Consider the following 17,710-nt stretch of genomic DNA (forward strand, 5'->3'; position numbering starts at 1 on the left):
CGTGAAGGGGTTTGGGGGGAAAGTAGCTGTCGTCACCGGCGCCGGTTCGGGAATAGGCCAGGCCCTTGCCGTGGAGCTAGCACGCTCGGGGGCAAGCGTGGCCATCAGCGACATCGACACCGACGGACTGGGGCAGACCGAGCACCAACTCAAGGCCATCGGCGCCCCGGTCAAGGCCGACCAGCTCGACGTCGCCGACCGGGAAGCGTTCATCGCCTACGCCGAAGGGGTCAACGACCATTTCGGCAAGGTCAACCAGGTCTACAACAACGCCGGTGTCACATTCTTCGGGGACGTCCATGTCAGCCAGTTCGCCGAGATTGAGCGGGTGATGGATATCGACTTTTGGGGTGTGGTCAACGGAACCAAGGCGTTCTTGCCGCACCTGATCGCCTCCGGCGACGGGCACGTGATCAATGTTTCCAGCGCATTCGGGGTGTTCGCGGTGCCCTATCAGGCCGCCTACAGTGCAGCGAAGTTCGCCGTTCGCGGCTTCACTGAAGCGCTGCACCAAGAGATGACGTTGGCAGGACACCCGGTCAAAGTGACCACGGTGTACCCCGGCGGTGTCAAAACCTCGTTCATCAGCAACATGACCGCAGCCGAGGGTATCGGCGAGATCGACCTAGTGAAGAATTTCGACAAACGGGCCTGGACCACCTCGCCGCAGAAGGCCGCGGAAATCGTCCTCAATGGTGTGCGCAAGAATCGGGCTCGGGTGCTGATCGGACCGGACATGAAGGTCCTCGATCTGGTGGTGCGCGTTCTCGGGCCCCACTATCAGCGGGTCTTCCCGGTGGTGGCGCGCGGGCTCATCCCGCCGTTAACCTGACCGACGGTTGCCCTTGACGCCGACTTCGGGCGCCGACCGTCAATTTCCGGCCCACCGATGTGCTGGCCGCAATTCCGCCACGGAGGAAGTGGCCGACCGCTGAGCTGCTCCCGGTCCGACCCTGGTCAGCACGCCGCACCATGGACTAGATTTAGACAAGTCATGGTTGTAGAAAATATTCGCGGGTTTCGGCCAGGTTCAGGCGGTGTCCGCACCGGTAGAGGAGGCGGTGGATGAGCATTGCGGATCGGACTGTACAAACGGCCTGGGAAGGACCGCTGGCAACCGGAGCAGGCACCTTGGGTCGCGGCAGCAGCGGTGCCCTCGACGGGCTGCCGGTGACCTGGGCGGCCCGGACCGAGCAGCCCTGCGGAAAGACCAGTCCGGAGGAACTCGCCGCCGCCGCCCACTCGTCGTGTTTCGCGATGGCGTTGTCGCTGAAGCTCGGTGAGAACAACACCCCGCCCCAGCAGCTCGACGTCACCTCGACAGTCACCCTCGACGAAGTCGACGGGCTGCCCACCATCACCGGGTCGAAGCTGACCGTTCGCGCGAAGGTGGCCGGCCTGGACGCCGCCGACTTCGCCCAGGTCGTCAGTGCCGCCGCCGCACTGTGCCCGGTGTCGCGACTGTTCGCCGGCGCCGAGATCAGCGTCGACGCCCAGCTGGCCTGAGCGGAGCACAGAAGATGATGTCTGACGAAAACCTCTCGACCGCACTTGAACGCGAGCACCAGGAAGTCGACACCGGAATCGGGGACTTCCTGGAGAAGCTGGACGCCGGCAGCGTGGACGCCGCCGCCCTCCGCGCAACCCTGGCCGCACTGCGTCGCCACATCTACCTGGAGGAACAGCTCCTGTTCCCGCCGATCAGCAAGGGCGCCCAGATGATGTCGGTGTTCGGGATGATCCGCGGCCACGGCGAGATCTGGCGCACGATGGACACCCTCGACGAGTTTCTCGCCGGCCCGGACGATCGCGCCGGCCACGACAAGTTGCGGCAAGCCTGCCAACGGCTGCAGGCTCTGCTGGCCGACCACAACAAGGTTGAGGAGCCGGTGATCTACCCGGCTGCCGATACTGGCCTGGCGCCGGAGCAGGTCACTGAACTGGCTGAGTTCATCGAAGCCGGCCGGATGCCCGACGGCTGGGTCTGTGCGAAAGCCGCGGTATGAGTTGAGAGGGGAGATCGCCTGTGTCCGCCGAGAATTCCGACCCCGGTCCTTCCGACGTCGTCTTGTCGGCCGCGCTGGAGCGTGAGCATCAGCAGGTCGACGCCGGTCTCGAGGCGTTCCTGGCCGGACTCGCCCGCGGCCAGATCGCCCCTGACGAACTGAACGCGGCTCTGGAAGGGCTACGCCGGCACATCTACCTCGAGGAACGGATCCTGTTCCCGCCGATGCGGCACACCGGCATGGCGATGCCGGTGGCGGTGATGATGACCGAGCACGGCGAGATGTGGCGCACGATGGATGCGCTGGCCGGGCTGGTGGCCGGCGGCGACACTGAGCGGATGAGGGCGATCTGCCGGCTGCTACTCAATCAGCTTGCCGTGCACAACTCCAAGGAGGAGCAGGTCATCTACCGCGCGGCCGACACCGGGCTGGAATCGGATCATGCAGCGGAGGTGGCCGATTTCATCGAGACCGGGCTGATGCCGGACTGCTGGGAGTGTCTGGAGGCGCGTTAGAGCCAGACGCCGACCGGCGCCCTGCGCGCCAAACCGCTGTTCATGGTTGCGCCGCGATCAGTGCCGAGAGCCCGGCGTGATAGCCGGCCAAGCTGTGCCGCCAGCCGACGTCGATGGCCCCACCGCTGTCGACAGCGATCGCGGCGCCCACGTGAACGTACGGTGACGGCGGCACCAGAGGAACGATGTCGAGGAAGTTGACCACCCGATAGCAGCATTCGATAGCAGCGTCGAACGCGGCGGCGAAGTCGGGTAGCCCGACTCGAGGGCCGCCGAACGTGGTCAGCCGGGGCTCGATGGTCCGTGGCGGCCCGGCGAGCGCGGCGCCGGCGATATCCGGTGCCGCCAGAACAGCCAACGCCGCACCGAGGCTGTGCCCGGTGATGAGGATGTTCGCGCAGCCGCGGGTCGCGGCGGGAAGGTTCGCGACGACGCTGTGGCGGACGCAGCCGTAGATGTCCTGGAACCCGGCGTGCACGTCGCCGAATCCGGCGACCGGCGCGTAGGGCGCCGGCACGAAGTCGAAGTCGGCGATCCAGTCCGCCACATCAGAGCTGCCGCGAAAGGCCACGAATGCGGTTCCCGACGCGGTGTCGTGTCCCATCAGCCCAAAGATTCTGGTGTCCTTGGCCATTGCCTTTGCCGGGTGCTGATCGGGCAGCGCGGACAGGTGGCCCGGATCAGCCTGGATCAGGGCGGTCTGAGCGAATCCGGGCGGCAGGGTCGGCGCAGCACCTGACACCACGGTGTAGGCCGCCTGCGTCAGCGGCAGCACCACGTCGCGGGCATATGAGGCGCTGAATGCCACGCTGAACAGTGTAGAAGTCAGCGGGCCTGGCAACACGGCGTTGCATCGAGGCTCTAGACTTTCGGCCAACGGCAATGATCCGGCCATCACCGGGGAGCCTTCGGAAGAACAGTCCTGCCCCACAAAGACAGGCCTCACTAGAACCGAACGGGTCGGCCCGTCACAGCCCTGTTGAGCGGTCGCGCCGGCAGCGCGGCAAGCGGGGTGGTACCGCGGCGCTCGCGCAACCGGCGCGGCGTCGTCCCCGGGCCGGGCGCTTGGGAGACGACACACAATGAGCGAACGCAGCTATCCGAAGCCGGCCGCCGGTGCCCCCGACTTCCCGTCGGCCGAGGCCGAGGTCCTCGATTACTGGGCGGCCGACGACACCTTCCGGGCCAGCATCGCCCGCCGCGACGGCGCCGAAGAATACGTGTTCTACGACGGCCCGCCGTTCGCGAACGGGCTGCCGCACTACGGGCACCTGCTCACCGGTTACGTCAAGGACATCGTGCCGCGGTATCGCACCATGCGCGGTTACAAGGTGGAGCGCCGGTTCGGCTGGGACACCCACGGACTTCCCGCCGAACTCGAGGTGGAACGCCAGCTCGGCATCTCCGACAAGTCGCAGATCGATGCGATGGGTATCGCCGCGTTCAACGAAGCGTGCCGGGAGTCGGTGCTGCGCTACACCGCGGAGTGGCAGGCCTACGTCACCCGGCAGGCCCGCTGGGTCGATTTCGACAACGACTACAAGACCCTGGACCTGCCGTTCATGGAGTCGGTGCTGTGGGCGTTCAAGCAGTTGTGGGACAAGGGGCTGGCCTACGAGGGCTATCGCGTGCTGCCGTACTGCTGGCGCGACGAGACGCCGCTGTCCAACCACGAACTGCGGATGGACGACGACGTCTACCAGAGTCGCCAGGATCCGGCACTGACCGTCGGGTTCCGGTTGGCCGCCGGGCCGGCGGGTGCGGGGCCGGCCGGCGAATTGGACGGCGCGCATCTGCTGGTGTGGACCACCACGCCGTGGACGCTGCCCGCCAACCTGGCGGTCGCGGTCAACCCGGAGGTGACCTACGTGCAGGTCGTTGTGGGGGAGCGCCGGTTCCTGCTCGCCGAGGCTCGACTGGGCGCCTATGCACGCGAATTCGGGGAAGAACCGCAGGTTCTGGGCAGCTATCGGGGCTCAGAGCTGGTCGGATTGGCCTATCTGCCGCCGTTCGCGTACTTCATGGACTCGCCGGGCGCCTTTCGGGTGCTGGCCGCCGACTTCGTGTCGACCGAAGACGGCACCGGCATCGTGCACCTGGCACCGGCCTACGGCGAGGAGGACAAGAACACCACCGACCCCGCCGGGATCACCCCGGTCACCCCGGTGGACGCCAAGGGCCGCTTCGATTCCAGCGTCGGCGACTACGCCGGGCAGCACGTCTTCGACGCGAACAAGGCGATCATCGCCGACCTGAAGACGGGTACGGGCCCGGCAGCACCCAACGGTGCGGTACTGGTACGTCACGAAACCTACGAGCACCCCTACCCGCACTGCTGGCGGTGCCGCAACCCGCTGATCTACAAGGCGGTCTCGTCGTGGTTCGTCGCGGTGACCAAGTTCCGGGACCGCATGGTCGAACTCAACGAGGAGATCACCTGGTACCCCGAGCATGTAAAGGACGGGATCTTCGGTAACTGGCTGCGTGGCGCGCGCGACTGGTCGATCTCGCGAAACCGCTACTGGGGTACCCCGATTCCGGTCTGGCGCTCCGACGACCCGGCATACCCCCGGATCGATGTCTACGGCAGCCTCGACGAGTTGGAGCGTGATTTCGGGGTGCGTCCGGACAATCTGCATCGGCCCTACATCGACGAGTTGACCCGGCCCAACCCCGACGATCCGACGGGCCGTTCGACGATGCGGCGCATTCCCGACGTGCTCGACGTGTGGTTCGACTCCGGATCGATGCCCTATGCCCAGGTGCACTACCCATTCGAGAACGCCGACTGGTTTCAGACCCATTACCCGGGCGACTTCATCGTCGAGTACATCGGCCAGACTCGTGGCTGGTTCTACATGATGCATGTGCTGGCTACCGCGCTGTTCGACCGTCCGGCGTTCAAAACCTGTGTGGCGCACGGCATCGTCCTGGGCTCCGACGGGCAAAAGATGAGCAAGTCGCTGCGCAATTATCCCGATGTGAACGAGGTCTTCGACCGCGACGGTTCCGATGCCATGCGCTGGTTCCTGATGGCCTCGCCGATCCTGCGGGGCGGCAACCTGATCGTCACCGAGCCGGGCATCCGCGAGGGGGTGCGCCAGGTGATGCTGCCGCTCTCCAACGCCTACAGCTTCCTGGCGCTCTACGCGCCCAAACCCGGGGTGTGGCGCACCGATTCGTCGCACGTGCTCGACCGCTACATCCTGGCGAAGCTGGCCTCGCTGCGAGACACTCTGACCGCTGCACTGGACGGCTGCGATATCTCCGGGGCGTGCGAGGAACTGCGCCAGTTCACCGAGGCGCTGACCAACTGGTATGTGCGGCGATCCCGGCAGCGGTTCTGGGACGAAGATGCCGATGCCATCGATACCTTGCACACCGTGCTCGAGGTGATCTGCCGGCTGGCCGCACCGCTGCTGCCCCTGACCACCGAGGTGATCTGGCGCGGCGTCACCGGTGACCGTTCGGTGCACCTGACCGACTGGCCGGAGGTCGGCGGGCTGCCCGCCGATGCCGCGCTGGTCGCCGCGATGGACCAGGTGCGCGAAGTGTGTTCGGCCGCATCCTCGTTGCGTAAAGCACACCAACTGCGGGTCCGGTTACCACTGCCCAAACTCACGGTGGCCGTCGACGACCCGCAACGACTGGCGCCGTTCGCCGAGCTGATCGCCGACGAGCTCAATGTCAAAGCGGTCGAGCTGACCGAGGACATCGACCGCTACGGCCGGTTCGACCTGACGGTCAACGCCAAGGTCGCCGGCCCGCGGCTGGGCAAGGACGTGCAGGGCGCGATCAAAGCCGTCAAGGCGGGGGAGGGCGTCGTCAATCCCGACGGCACCCTGCGTGCGGGCCCGGTGGTGCTGCTCGAGGGCGAATACACCTCGAAACTGGTGGCCGCCGATCCGGAGTTCACGGTGGCGTTGCCCGACGGCGCCGGACTGGTGGTGCTCGACGGCGCGGTGACCGAGGAACTCGAAGCCGAGGGTTGGGCCAAAGACCGCATCCGCGAGCTGCAGGAATTACGCAAGCACTCCGGGCTGGAGGTCTCCGACCGGATCAGCGTGGTGATGTCGGTGCCCGCCGGGCGGCTTGAGTGGGCGCAGACCCATGCTCAACTCATCGCCGGTGAAATCCTGGCCACCCGTTTCGGATTCGGCGACCCCGGCGCCGACGCCGCCGAGATCGGCGATGGTGTGAAGGTGACGATCGCCAGGGCTTAGCGCGCCGAATTCGACGTTACCGTGGAGAAGTTCGAGTGGCTGTCCCGGCGAACGTCGACCTCGGCGCGGGGGCGGCTCACTGATCCCGCAGGGGGTTCCGCCCCGGGCGCTGGGAGATTCTCCCAACGCCCAGGCGAGTGTCCTGGATTGTGGCCGAGATCAGAATCCGGCGGAGAGATCCAGGGCGTACTGACTCAGCCCGTCGAAGAAGTTCGCCATCCCCTGGCTGACGCCTTCGAGTCCTGCCATGGCGCTACCGTTCAGCGAAGCCAGCCAGTTGTTGCCGGCCTCAGCGAAGTTGAAAATGAGGTTGCACAGGCTCGGGCCGTAGATGGCGTCGCCGGTATCGGTGTAGGTCACGTCCATATCTTCGACGAAGTTCAGCCCGACCACATTGACGTGGTTGACCCAGTCCAAGACCTCTTGGTTCAGCGACTCGATCGATGCGCCCCCGTCGGTCCAGCTGACTCCGGAAGCGAACCAATCACGCCAGATATCCGACAGATCGGCGAACTCCTGAAGGTAGGTCGACTGGACCGTCTGGATGAATTCGGGGAGTTGGTTATCAAAGATGTATTCGAAGGTGACCGGAACGTCAGCGCTGGTCAGATCCACCGCCGATACCGAGATCCTCGGCAGCGACGGGCGGGGCAGCTGTGTCGGTGTCAACGCGATCAAACCCGCACACATAACGGTGATCACCGTTATGGCGTAGCTTCGAGTCACTTGCCGACCAATCATCATGCCCTCCCAAAATTCAACAGCCCGGTTAGAACCGTCTGCCACCCGTCTCACTCTGATACCACGAGCACCTTACGCTGCCGTAAGCTGAAAAAGAAGTGAAATTGTGATATCTGATCCATCGGTTCATCAGCAGATTGACCGGGTCCTGTGTCGCCCAGTCCCCGGCCTCTCCGAAACCCCGCACAACCATCGCACGGATCGCCGGTGGGTGCGCCTTCGGGGTGCCTGCGACGGATCGGCCGGGCCGCGCCGCGGGTGAAATTCACTGTGTAGACCGCATTTGTCCCGGACTGGGTTGATCCCCGGCCGACCATCCCGACGGCGTCGTCGGCGGGTGTCCCGGTGGCACGGGGTTCGCTGCTGCGGTGGCCTGCCGCTGACCGAGTTCGAGGGTCTCATTAGGTCAATTTGAAGCGCAGTAGCCCCACGCGACCCACCTGTCGCCAAATTCTGTGAAAAGCATGTCATGAATATCAATTATTGATCCCATGGTGTCGCAGCGGCTGGCATGGGGATGGGCCTCCGACGCCAGGGTGGTGCGCATGAAGGCATCATGATGCCTCCGGTTCCAGATAGCTCCAGAGGCCGAGACACCCAATCGCTACGGTTTGGAGGCCCGCCAGCGCTGATTGCCGTCGCGGACCTCGACCAGCACATCGGTGAACCCGGCTTGTCGTAGCCGGTCGGGCAGCGTGTCCGGCGGCACAGGGTTGTAGGTGTCGCGCAGGTGCAGCAGCCGGAAGGTCGTCGAGTGCACGCCGTCACTGCCGGCGAATACCCCGCCGGGCGCCAGCACCCGGAACGCCTCGGTGAACAACCGGTCCTGCAGCGGTGGCGTCGGCACGTGATGCAGCATGGTGAAACACACCACCGAGCTGAACGCGTCGGCAGCCAGACCGGTGTCGGTGCCGTCACCGTTGATGATGTGGGCTTGCGAGCCGTACTTCGCCTGCAACCGCTCGGTCATCGGCGGGTCGATCTCCACCGCGGTCAACCGGGGCGTCATATCCACCAGGCACCGCATGTTGGCGCCGTAGCCCGGGCCGATCTCCAAGGTGTCATCCCCGAGGTCGATGTCGGCCAGCGCCCACGGCAGCAGTTTCCGCTCGACGCCGCGAGCCCAGTACTGTGATCTACAGCACAATCGATGCACCAAATTCATTGCCATGCATATGACGGTAGGCCACCCCGCAACGGATTTGGGGGTTGCGTTCTAGCATCGCGACTGTGGAGTCGCGCTGGGTCCTGCACCTGGACATGGATGCGTTCTTCGCGTCCGTCGAGCAGCTGACCCGCCCGACGCTGCGCCGACGGCCGGTGCTGGTCGGCGGGTTGGGTGGCCGCGGCGTGGTGGCCGGCGCCAGCTACGAGGCGAGAGTTTTCGGGGCTCGCTCGGCGATGCCGATGCACCAGGCGCGCCGGCTGGTGGGTGCCGCGGCGGTGGTGTTACCGCCGCGCGGCGCGGTGTACGGGGTGGCCAGCCGCCGGGTCTTCGAGACCGTGCGCGCCGTGATTCCGGTGGTCGAGCAGTTGTCCTTCGATGAGGCGTTCGGCGAACCGGCTGAGCTTGCCGGGGCGAGCGGCGCGGACGTGGAACGGTTCTGTGAGCAGTTGCGGCGCCGGGTGCGCGAGGAGACCGGACTGGTGGCCTCGGTGGGGGCGGGCTCGGGCAAGCAGATCGCCAAGATCGCCTCCGATCTGGCCAAGCCCGACGGGGTGCGGGTGGTCAGCCGCGCCGACGAACGGCTGCTTCTCGATGGGCTGACGGTGCGCCGGCTGTGGGGGATCGGCCCGGTCGCCGAGGAGAAGCTGCACCGGCTGGGTATCAGCACCATCGGGCAGTTCGCCGCGCTGACCGATGCCGAGGTCGCCGATATCCTGGGCGCCACGATCGGTCCCGCACTGCACCGGTTGGCCCGCGGTATCGATGACCGTCCGGTCGCCGAACGCGCCGAGGCCAAACAGATCAGCGCCGAATCCACTTTCGCCACCGACCTCACCACGCTGGAGCAACTGCGGGCCGAGGTCGGCCCGATCGGCGAACACGCCTACCGCAGGCTGCTGCGCGACGGGCGCGGCGCCCGCACGGTGACGGTGAAACTCAAGAAGGCCGACATGAGCGTGCTGACCCGATCGGCCACCCTGCCCTATGCGACCACCGATGCCGCAGCCCTGACATCGGCGGCCGGCCGGCTGCTGCTCGACCCGCAGGAGATCGGCCCGATCCGGCTGCTCGGGGTGGGGTTTTCCGGGCTGACCGATGTCCGCCAGGAGTCCCTGTTCCCGGAGCTGGCCTTCCCGGAATTCGCCGCATCAGGCACACCCGAAACGACTGTGCCGGAACCAATTTCACCGCCGGCCACGGCGCAGTGGCGGGTCGGCGACGACGTCACCCACCGCGAGCTCGGGCACGGCTGGGTGCAGGGGGCCGGCCACGGGGTGATGACGGTGCGGTTCGAGACGCGCAGTTCGGGCCCGGGCCCGGTGCGGACCTTTCCGGCCGATGAGCCCGCGATCGCTCGCGCCGATCCGGTCGAGAGCCTGGACTGGCCGGACTACACCGCCACCCCGGACGAACCCGCCTGAGGACCGGTCACCACGGCACGCCGTCAACCCCACCGCTCGAAGATGTCACCGACCGGCAGTCCCGCGCCCAGCGTCGCCATCAGCAGCACCCGGGCCTGCGGGGGCCGTAACCGCGGCACCATGACGGCACCGGCGTCGACCAGGGCACGACCCGGCCCGTAGTATGCGCCGACCCGCGCATCCGGCACCCGGCTGGACACCGCGACCGCCAGGCCGTCCCGGCAGTGCCGGCGGACCCCCTCGATCACCGCCGCCCCGGCGTTGCCGGAACCCAACGCCTCCAGCACCACTCCGCGCGCGCCGGCGGCCACGCAGGCGTCCAGGGCCACCGAGTCCGCGCCGGCGTAGAGCGCGACGACGTCCACCCGGGGTCCCCCCGTCACATGGAGGTGGGGGCGGACCTTGCCGTCGGTCAGTCGCACCTGCCCGGCGGCCACCGTGCCCAACCGTGGACCGCTGAAGCCGGTCAGATCGGTCGTGGTCGTCTTGTGCAGACCCAGGGGCGCGAGCACCTGCCCGGCGAAACACACCAGCATCCCCAGCCCGCGGGCGGCCGGATCCGCGGCCAGCCTCAGGGCGTCGCGCAGATTGCCCGGCCCGTCGGCGTCGGGAGCATCCGCGCTGCGCTGCGCTCCCGTCAGCACGACCGGGGCGTCGCCGGTGTAGCCCAGTTCCAGCCACAGCGCGGTCTCTTCGCAGGTGTCGGTGCCGTGGGTGACGACCACGCCGTCCGCGCCGCCGGCCACGGCAGCGCGGACCGCGGCCAGGATCCGGTCCCAGTCCTGCGGGGTCAGCTCTGAGCTGTCCCGCGACATCAGGTCGACCACCGTGACGTCGGCGGTGCCGGCGTCGAGCCCGGCGACCAGGTCCGCACCGTCCCGGGTGGGCCGGCGTACCCCGCCGTCGTCGGTGCTGGCGGCGATTGTTCCGCCGGTGGTGATCACCGTGAGCCGCTGGGACACCATGCCGCGATCATGCCGCACGTGCGCTAAGGGATGATGGAGGCGTGACTGAGGAGACAACCGACTCGACCGAGCCGGTAACGGACCCGGAACCGGAGCCGGTCGCGCCGCGCCGGCGGCTGGGTTTGCTGCTGTCGGTGGCCGCGGTCGTGCTGATGGTCGACGTCGTCACCAAGGTGCTCGCGGTGAAGATGCTGACCCCCGGCCAGCCCGTATCGATCATCGGCGACACCGTCACCTGGACCCTGGTGCGCAACTCCGGTGCCGCCTTCTCGATGGCCACCAGCTACACCTGGGTGCTGACGCTGATCGCCAGCTCGGTGGTGCTCGGCATCATCTGGATGTCGCGCCGCCTGGTGTCGCCGTGGTGGGCGGTCGGGCTGGGCATGATCCTCGGCGGGGCACTGGGCAATCTGGTGGACCGGTTCTTCCGGGCGCCCGGACATCTGCAGGGCCACGTCGTCGACTTCTTCTCGATCGGTTGGTGGCCGGTGTTCAACGTCGCAGATCCCGCGGTGGTGGGCGGTGCGATCCTGCTGGTCGCGCTGTCGGTGTTCGGCTTCGACTTCGACACGGTGGGTCGCCGCCGTCCAGGTGACCACACCTGATGCGGTCGTGACCGAACGGTCCATGCCCGTGCCGGAGGGGCTGGCCGGCATGCGCGTCGACGCCGGGCTGGCCCGCCTGCTGGGTCTGTCCCGGACTGCTGCGGCGACCCTGGCCGAAAACGGCGACGTCGAACTGGACGGGGCGACCGCCGGCAAATCCGATCGGTTGGCGGCCGGCGCATGGTTGCAGGTGCGGCTGCCTGAGGCGCCGGCCCCGCTGGAGAACACCCCGGCCGAGGTCGAGGGCATGACGATCCTGTACTCCGATGACGACATCGTCGCCGTCGACAAGCCGGCCGGGGTGGCCGCCCACGCGTCGGTGGGCTGGAGTGGGCCCACCGTGCTCGGCGGGCTGGCCGCGGCCGGTTACCGCATCACCACGTCCGGGGTGCCGGAACGTCAGGGCATCGTGCACCGTCTCGATGTGGGCACGTCCGGAGTGATGGTGGTGGCGATCTCCGAGCGCGCCTACACCGCGCTCAAACGCGCCTTCAAGGCGCGCACCGTCGACAAGCGCTACCACGCGCTGGTGCAGGGCCATCCGGATCCGTCCAGCGGCACCATCGACGCGCCGATCGGACGGCACCATGGCCGCGACTGGAAATTCGCGGTCACCGCCGACGGTCGGCACAGCATCACCCACTACGACACGGTGGAGGCGTTCGTCGCCGCCAGCCTGCTCGATGTGCACCTGGAGACCGGCCGCACCCACCAGATCCGGGTGCACTTCGCCGCCCTGCGGCATCCCTGCTGCGGTGACCTCACCTACGGCGCCGACCCGACGCTGGCGGACAAGCTCGGACTGGAACGCCAGTGGCTGCACGCCCGCTCACTGGCCTTCGCCCACCCCGGCGACGGGCGGCACATCGAGATCACCAGCGAATACCCGGCCGATCTGCAGCACGCGCTGGACGTTCTGCACCGCTGATTCAGGGCTTGCGGGCCTCGACCAGCACCCGGGTGGCGTGCGCGACGAACGGGCCTTGCGCCTCGATGAGTTCGTGCATCTCCCGGAGCCGGTCGCGGTGCTCGTCGACAACGAAGTCGGGCACGGTCCAGATCACCTTGCGCAGGAAATAGATGACGGCGCCGACGTCGAAGAACTCGGCACGTAGCCGCTCGAGGCGCAGATCGACTATCTCCATGCCGGCGGCCGTTGCGTCGGCGCGTACCGCTTCCGGCTCGTACTGGGCGCCCTTGCCCGGCATCGGCCCGAGAAAGAACTCGGTCAACTCGAGCATCGTCGCCGGCCCGATCTGCTGGGCGAAGTAGTGACCGCCGGGCCGCAACACCCGGGCGATCTCGTCCCACCACGTCGCCAACGAATGCCGGCTGCTGACCAGATCAAACGCTTCGTCGCCGAACGGCAGCGGCGGCCGGTCCGGCACGGTCACCACCACCACGCCACGGGGATGGAGAAGCTCGGTGGCGCGTGCGGCGTTCGGCGGCCACGACTCGGTGGCGGCCATGGCAGGCGGGAATCTATCGAACCGCGCCAACTTCTCCAGGCCCGCCAGCACCTCTCCGCCCCCGGTGTTGAGGTCGACGGCCGCCGAGACGCCGGACAGTCGGCGGGCCAGCTGACGCTGGTAGCCCCACGACGGGCGCTGTTCGGTGGCCCGGCCGTCCAGCCAGGAGAACTCCCAGCCGTCGACCGGCGCGGCGACGGCCTCCGCAAACAGCTCGTCGAAGCTTCGCGGCATGGCGGAACCGGCGTCGGTCAGTCGTCGGAAGACGACTTCGGCGGCCGGATCTTGAAGGAGATCCGCAGCTTGGTGCGGTAGATGATCCCGCCCTTGTCATCGAGGGTGAGATCCTGCTCGACGACCTGGGCGACGCGGATGTCGTCGATGGTCTGCTTGGCCCGGTGCACCGCCTCGGCCGCGGCGTTCTCCCAGGACGACGGGCTGGTTCCGATGATGTCGATCACCCGGTACACGCTCATGTATCTGTCTCCTCCGCTTCAGACGAACCTCAACGTAGTGCACGGCGGCGGCCGCTGTCCCGGGAAAACGGCGTCGGTTAAGACACACCCGCCGACACGCCCGGATCGGTCGGTGGCCGGTCATAGACTGGCGGTCCTATGGGATCTTCGTTCGTACACCTGCATAACCACACCGAGTACTCGATGCTCGATGGCGCGGCGAAGATCGCCCCCATGCTGGCCGAGGCGCAGCGGCTGGGCATGCCCGCGATCGGCATGACCGACCACGGAAACATGTTCGGCGCCAGCGAGTTCTACAACGGCGCGACCAAAGCCGGGATCAAGCCGATCATCGGTGTGGAAGCCTATGTCGCCCCCGGCTCTCGTTTCGACACCCGCCGGGTCCACTGGGGTGATCCCGGCCAGAAGAGCGACGACGTCTCCGGCAGCGGGTCCTACACCCACCTGACCATGGTCGCCGAGAACGCCACCGGGCTGCGCAACCTGTTCAAGCTGTCCTCGCTGGCCTCCTTCGAGGGCCAGCTCGGCAAATGGTCGCGGATGGACGCCGAGATCATCGCCGAGCACGCCGAGGGGATCATCGCCACCACCGGGTGCCCGTCGGGGGAGGTGCAGACCCGGCTGCGGTTGGGCCAGGAGCGCGAGGCGCTGGATTCGGCCGCGAAATGGCGGGAGATCTTCGGTGCGCAGAACTACTTCCTGGAACTGATGGACCACGGTCTGTCCATCGAGCGCCGGGTGCGTGACGGGCTGCTGGACGTCGGCCGCAAGCTCAGCATCCCGGCGCTGGCCACCAATGACTGCCATTACGTCACCCGCGACGCCTCGCAGAACCACGAGGCACTGCTGTGCATTCAGACCGGCAAGACGCTGTCGGACCCCACCCGGTTCAAGTTCGACGGGGACGGCTATTACCTGAAGTCGGCCGCCGAGATGCGCGCGCTCTGGGACGACCAACTGCCTGAGGCCTGTGACTCCACCCTGCTGATCGCCGAGCGGGTGCAGTCCTACGCCGACGTCTGGGCGCCGCGCGACCGGATGCCGGTTTTCCCGGTTCCGGACGGCCACGACCAGGGGTCCTGGCTGCGGCATGAGGTGCAGGCCGGGCTGCAGTGGCGCCAGCCGGGCGGGGTCCCACAGGAATACACCGATCGTGCCGCCTTCGAGATCGATGTCATCTGCGGCAAGGGATTCCCGTCCTACTTCCTGATCGTCGCGGACCTGATCAACTACGCCCGGTCGATCAACATCCGGGTGGGCCCGGGCCGTGGCTCGGCGGCCGGATCACTGGTCGCCTACGCGCTGGGCATCACCAACATCGACCCGATCCCGCACGGCCTGCTGTTCGAACGCTTCCTCAACCCGGAGCGGCCGTCGGCACCCGACATCGACATCGACTTCGACGACCGCCGCCGCGGTGAGATGGTGCGCTATGCCGCCGAGCGCTGGGGCAGCGACCGGGTCGCCCAGGTGATCACCTTCGGAACGATTAAAACCAAAGCGGCGCTGAAGGATTCGGCACGGGTGCACTACGGTCAGCCGGGGTATGCGATCGCCGACCGGATCACCAAGGCGCTGCCGCCGCCGATCATGGCCAAGGACATCCCACTGTCGGGCATCACCGACCCGAACCACGAGCGGTACAAAGAGGCCGCCGAGGTCCGCGGGCTCATCGACACCGACCCCGACGTGCGCACCATCTACGAGACGGCCCGCGGACTGGAAGGTCTGGTCCGCAACGCCGGCGTGCACGCCTGCGCGGTGATCATGAGCTCCGAGCCGCTGATCGACGCGATCCCGCTGTGGAAGCGCCCCCAGGACGGCGCCATCATCACCGGCTGGGACTACCCGTCATGCGAAGAAATCGGCCTGCTGAAGATGGACTTCCTGGGCCTGCGCAACCTGACGATCATCGGCGACTGCCTGGAGAACATCAAGGCCAACCGGGGTATCGACCTGGACCTCGATTCGCTGCCGATGGACGATCCGGCCACCTATGAGCTGCTGGGCCGCGGCGACACCCTCGGGGTGTTCCAGCTCGACGGCGGCCCCATGCGTGACCTGCTGCGGCGCATGCAGCCCACCGAGTTCAACGACATCGTCGCGGTGCTGGCGCTGTACCGGCCCGGACCGATGGGCATGAACGCCCACAACGACTACGCCGACCGCAAGAACAATCGTCAGCCCATCAAACCCATCCACCCCGAGCTCGAGGAACCGCTGCAGGACATCTTGTCCGAGACCCACGGTCTGATCGTCTACCAAGAGCAGATCATGTTCATCGCGCAGAAGGTGGCCTCCTACACGATGGGCAAGGCCGATGCGCTGCGTAAAGCCATGGGCAAGAAGAAACTCGAAGTGTTGGAAGCCGAATACAAGGGCTTCTACGAGGGGATGACGGCCAACGGGTTCTCCGAGCGTGCCGTGAAGGCGCTGTGGGACACCATCCTTCCGTTCGCGGGCTACGCCTTCAACAAGTCACACGCGGCCGGCTACGGCCTGGTTTCGTACTGGACCGCCTACCTGAAAGCCAACTATCCGGCCGAATACATGGCCGGCCTGCTGACTTCGGTCGGTGACGACAAGGACAAGGCCGCCATCTATCTGGCCGACTGCCGCCGACTGGGCATCACCGTGCTGCCACCGGACGTCAACGAATCCGAACTGAACTTCGCCTCGGTGGGACGCGACATCCGCTACGGGCTGGGCGCGGTGCGCAACGTCGGCGCGAATGTGGTCGGGTCGCTGATCGGCACCCGGACGCACAAGGGCCGGTTCACCGATTTCTCCGACTACCTCAACAAGATCGATATCGCGGCCTGCAACAAGAAGGTCACCGAATCGCTGATCAAGGCCGGTGCCTTCGACTCGTTGGGCCATCCTCGCAAGGGACTGTTCCTGGTGCACACCGATGCCGTCGACTCGGTATTGGGCACCAAGAAGGCCCAGGCGATCGGACAGTTCGACCTGTTCGGCGGCGGGGACGGCGAGAGTTCCGGAGCCGACGCGGTTTTCGGGATCCGGGTACCCGACGAAGAGTGGGTCGACAAGCACAAACTGGCCCTGGAGCGGGAGATGCTCGGGCTGTACGTCTCCGGGCATCCACTCAACGGGATCGCGCATCTGCTGGCTGTCCAGGTGGACACCCAGATTCCCGCGATCTTGGAGGGCGACATCGCCAACGACACCCAGGTGCGGGTCGGCGGCATCCTGGCATCGGTGAACCGCCGGGTGAACAAGAACGGGATGCCCTGGGCATCAGCGCAATTGGAGGATCTCACCGGAGGCATCGAGGTGATGTTCTTCCCGCACACCTACTCCGCCTACGGGGCCGAGGTCGTTGATGACGCGGTCGTGCTGGTCAACGCGAAAGTCGCCATCCGCGACGACCGGATCTCGCTGATCGCCAATGAGCTGGTGGTGCCCGACTTCTCCGGCAGCGCCGCGGATCGGCCGTTGGCGGTCAGTCTGCCCACCCGGCAGTGCACTCATGACAAGGTCAGCGCACTCAAGCAGGTGCTGACTCGCCATCCGGGCACGGCGCAGGTGCAGCTACGGCTGATCAGCGGCGAGCGGATCACGGTGCTGGAGCTGGACCCGTCGCTACGGGTGACGCCGTCCTCGGCGTTGATGGGGGACTTGAAGGCGTTGCTCGGACCGGGGTGTCTGGGCGGTTAGATCTCCACCCGCACGATGACACTGTCCGGCCACAGTGTGCGGGTTCGGGTGCGCCGCAACTTGGCGGGGATGCTCAGATCACGGTGCACATTGGGCACGCCCGGAATCTTGATCATCGGCACGACGTTCCACTGCCAGCCGTAGCGGGCGTGCAGCGTGCGGTTCGCGGCCTCGGACTCGGCGCCGGACAGAATCGTGGCGCGGCCGGGGAGCGTCGGCGCGCCGGGACGGCGCCGTCCTCGGTAGTCGCAGGCAGCCAGCTCGACATCCGGACGCAGCGCGAGTCGCCGGGTCTTCGGCCCGATCTTGGTCCGGAACAGCACCGTGTCGCCGTCTAGCGCGAACCACACCGGGGTGTCCACCGGCGTGCCGTCCCGACGGTAGGACCGCAGCAGCGCGTAGCGGGCGTCGTGCAACTGGTCGAGTCGTTGTGCGTGCATAGC

At 67.0% G+C, this 17,710-nt stretch carries 16 protein-coding genes; 9 read left to right on the top strand and 7 right to left on the bottom strand.

The genetic code is table 11. The features are described from left to right. Position 1: 1 nt before the first annotated feature. The 4 genes from ACZYY4_RS09230 (at position 2) to ACZYY4_RS09245 (ending at position 2,521) form a co-directional block, all read left to right on the top strand. Positions 2 to 832 carry an SDR family NAD(P)-dependent oxidoreductase gene (locus tag ACZYY4_RS09230; protein ID WP_463809693.1) on the top strand — a complete coding sequence of 277 codons (831 nt, stop codon included), beginning with the start codon at positions 2 to 4 and terminating at the stop codon, positions 830 to 832. Positions 833 to 1,065: 233 nt separating this feature from the next. Beyond that, positions 1,066 to 1,506: an OsmC family peroxiredoxin gene (locus ACZYY4_RS09235; RefSeq protein WP_463809694.1), complete on the top strand. Its 441-nt coding sequence runs from the start codon at positions 1,066 to 1,068 to the stop codon at positions 1,504 to 1,506. Between the two features lie 17 nt (positions 1,507 to 1,523). Further along, positions 1,524 to 2,006: a hemerythrin domain-containing protein gene (locus tag ACZYY4_RS09240; protein ID WP_463809971.1), complete on the top strand. Its 483-nt coding sequence runs from the start codon at positions 1,524 to 1,526 to the stop codon at positions 2,004 to 2,006. A gap of 20 nt (positions 2,007 to 2,026) precedes the next feature. Continuing rightward, positions 2,027 to 2,521, top strand: coding sequence for a hemerythrin domain-containing protein (locus ACZYY4_RS09245; protein WP_463809695.1), 495 nt, complete (start codon positions 2,027 to 2,029; stop codon positions 2,519 to 2,521). A 40-nt stretch (positions 2,522 to 2,561) separates the two neighbouring features. Here ACZYY4_RS09245 and ACZYY4_RS09250 read toward each other — a convergent pair whose 3' ends face one another. Beyond that, positions 2,562 to 3,329 carry a lipase family protein gene (locus tag ACZYY4_RS09250; protein ID WP_463809696.1) on the bottom strand — a complete coding sequence of 256 codons (768 nt, stop codon included), beginning with the start codon at positions 3,327 to 3,329 and terminating at the stop codon, positions 2,562 to 2,564. Positions 3,330 to 3,603: 274 nt separating this feature from the next. On the opposite strand from ACZYY4_RS09250, the gene ileS reads away from it, so the two are divergent. After that, positions 3,604 to 6,744, top strand: coding sequence for an isoleucine--tRNA ligase (gene ileS / locus ACZYY4_RS09255; RefSeq protein ID WP_463809697.1), 3,141 nt, complete (start codon positions 3,604 to 3,606; stop codon positions 6,742 to 6,744). 159 nt (positions 6,745 to 6,903) lie between these two features. Here the strand turns inward: ileS and ACZYY4_RS09260 are convergent, their stop codons facing one another. Both ACZYY4_RS09260 and ACZYY4_RS09265 read right to left on the bottom strand, forming a co-directional pair. After that, positions 6,904 to 7,539: a hypothetical protein gene (locus ACZYY4_RS09260; RefSeq protein ID WP_463809698.1), complete on the bottom strand. Its 636-nt coding sequence runs from the start codon at positions 7,537 to 7,539 to the stop codon at positions 6,904 to 6,906. A gap of 550 nt (positions 7,540 to 8,089) precedes the next feature. Then, a complete protein-coding gene (locus ACZYY4_RS09265) occupies positions 8,090 to 8,656 on the bottom strand; it encodes a class I SAM-dependent methyltransferase (protein ID WP_463809699.1) in 567 nt (188 codons plus the stop codon). 59 nt (positions 8,657 to 8,715) lie between these two features. Here ACZYY4_RS09265 and ACZYY4_RS09270 point away from each other — a divergent pair, with 59 nt between their 5' ends. Then, positions 8,716 to 10,074, top strand: a complete 1,359-nt coding sequence (locus ACZYY4_RS09270) for a DNA polymerase IV (protein WP_463809700.1) — start codon at positions 8,716 to 8,718, stop codon at positions 10,072 to 10,074. Between the two features lie 23 nt (positions 10,075 to 10,097). On the opposite strand, the gene ACZYY4_RS09275 is transcribed toward ACZYY4_RS09270, so the two are convergent. Next, positions 10,098 to 11,039: an asparaginase gene (locus ACZYY4_RS09275; protein WP_463809701.1), complete on the bottom strand. Its 942-nt coding sequence runs from the start codon at positions 11,037 to 11,039 to the stop codon at positions 10,098 to 10,100. Between the two features lie 41 nt (positions 11,040 to 11,080). Here ACZYY4_RS09275 and lspA point away from each other — a divergent pair, with 41 nt between their 5' ends. Beyond that, a complete protein-coding gene (gene lspA / locus ACZYY4_RS09280) occupies positions 11,081 to 11,644 on the top strand; it encodes a signal peptidase II (RefSeq protein ID WP_463809702.1) in 564 nt (187 codons plus the stop codon). 7 nt (positions 11,645 to 11,651) lie between these two features. Beyond that, positions 11,652 to 12,572: an RluA family pseudouridine synthase gene (locus ACZYY4_RS09285; RefSeq protein WP_463809703.1), complete on the top strand. Its 921-nt coding sequence runs from the start codon at positions 11,652 to 11,654 to the stop codon at positions 12,570 to 12,572. Between the two features lies 1 nt (position 12,573). On the opposite strand, the gene ACZYY4_RS09290 is transcribed toward ACZYY4_RS09285, so the two are convergent. After that, positions 12,574 to 13,347 carry a methyltransferase domain-containing protein gene (locus ACZYY4_RS09290; RefSeq protein ID WP_463809704.1) on the bottom strand — a complete coding sequence of 258 codons (774 nt, stop codon included), beginning with the start codon at positions 13,345 to 13,347 and terminating at the stop codon, positions 12,574 to 12,576. Between the two features lie 17 nt (positions 13,348 to 13,364). Further along, complete coding sequence (locus ACZYY4_RS09295) at positions 13,365 to 13,589, bottom strand: dodecin family protein (protein ID WP_463809705.1); 225 nt, start codon at positions 13,587 to 13,589, stop codon at positions 13,365 to 13,367. Positions 13,590 to 13,727: 138 nt separating this feature from the next. On the opposite strand from ACZYY4_RS09295, the gene dnaE reads away from it, so the two are divergent. Then, positions 13,728 to 17,267 carry a DNA polymerase III subunit alpha gene (gene dnaE, locus ACZYY4_RS09300; protein ID WP_463809706.1) on the top strand — a complete coding sequence of 1,180 codons (3,540 nt, stop codon included), beginning with the start codon at positions 13,728 to 13,730 and terminating at the stop codon, positions 17,265 to 17,267. Here the strand turns inward: dnaE and ACZYY4_RS09305 are convergent. Then, on the bottom strand, positions 17,264 to 17,707 hold the full coding sequence (locus tag ACZYY4_RS09305) for a PPOX class F420-dependent oxidoreductase (RefSeq protein ID WP_463809707.1): 444 nt from the start codon (positions 17,705 to 17,707) through the stop codon (positions 17,264 to 17,266). The genes dnaE and ACZYY4_RS09305 overlap by 4 nt on opposite strands. Positions 17,708 to 17,710: the final 3 nt, after the last annotated feature.

Source organism: Mycobacterium sp. IDUB_21 (assembly GCF_055419425.1).

What these genes read in the sequence shown, in the direction of transcription:
- ACZYY4_RS09275 (WP_463809701.1), bottom strand. Translation starts at nt 11,039, where the DNA reads ATGGTGTCCCAGCGGCTCACGGTGATCACCACCGGCGGAACAATCGCC.
- ACZYY4_RS09235 (WP_463809694.1), top strand. Translation starts at nt 1,066, where the DNA reads ATGAGCATTGCGGATCGGACTGTACAAACGGCCTGGGAAGGACCGCTG.
- ACZYY4_RS09305 (WP_463809707.1), bottom strand. Translation starts at nt 17,707, where the DNA reads ATGCACGCACAACGACTCGACCAGTTGCACGACGCCCGCTACGCGCTG.
- ACZYY4_RS09290 (WP_463809704.1), bottom strand. Translation starts at nt 13,347, where the DNA reads ATGCCGCGAAGCTTCGACGAGCTGTTTGCGGAGGCCGTCGCCGCGCCG.
- dnaE (WP_463809706.1), top strand. Translation starts at nt 13,728, where the DNA reads ATGGGATCTTCGTTCGTACACCTGCATAACCACACCGAGTACTCGATG.
- ileS (WP_463809697.1), top strand. Translation starts at nt 3,604, where the DNA reads ATGAGCGAACGCAGCTATCCGAAGCCGGCCGCCGGTGCCCCCGACTTC.
- ACZYY4_RS09295 (WP_463809705.1), bottom strand. Translation starts at nt 13,589, where the DNA reads ATGAGCGTGTACCGGGTGATCGACATCATCGGAACCAGCCCGTCGTCC.
- ACZYY4_RS09265 (WP_463809699.1), bottom strand. Translation starts at nt 8,656, where the DNA reads ATGGCAATGAATTTGGTGCATCGATTGTGCTGTAGATCACAGTACTGG.
- ACZYY4_RS09240 (WP_463809971.1), top strand. Translation starts at nt 1,524, where the DNA reads ATGTCTGACGAAAACCTCTCGACCGCACTTGAACGCGAGCACCAGGAA.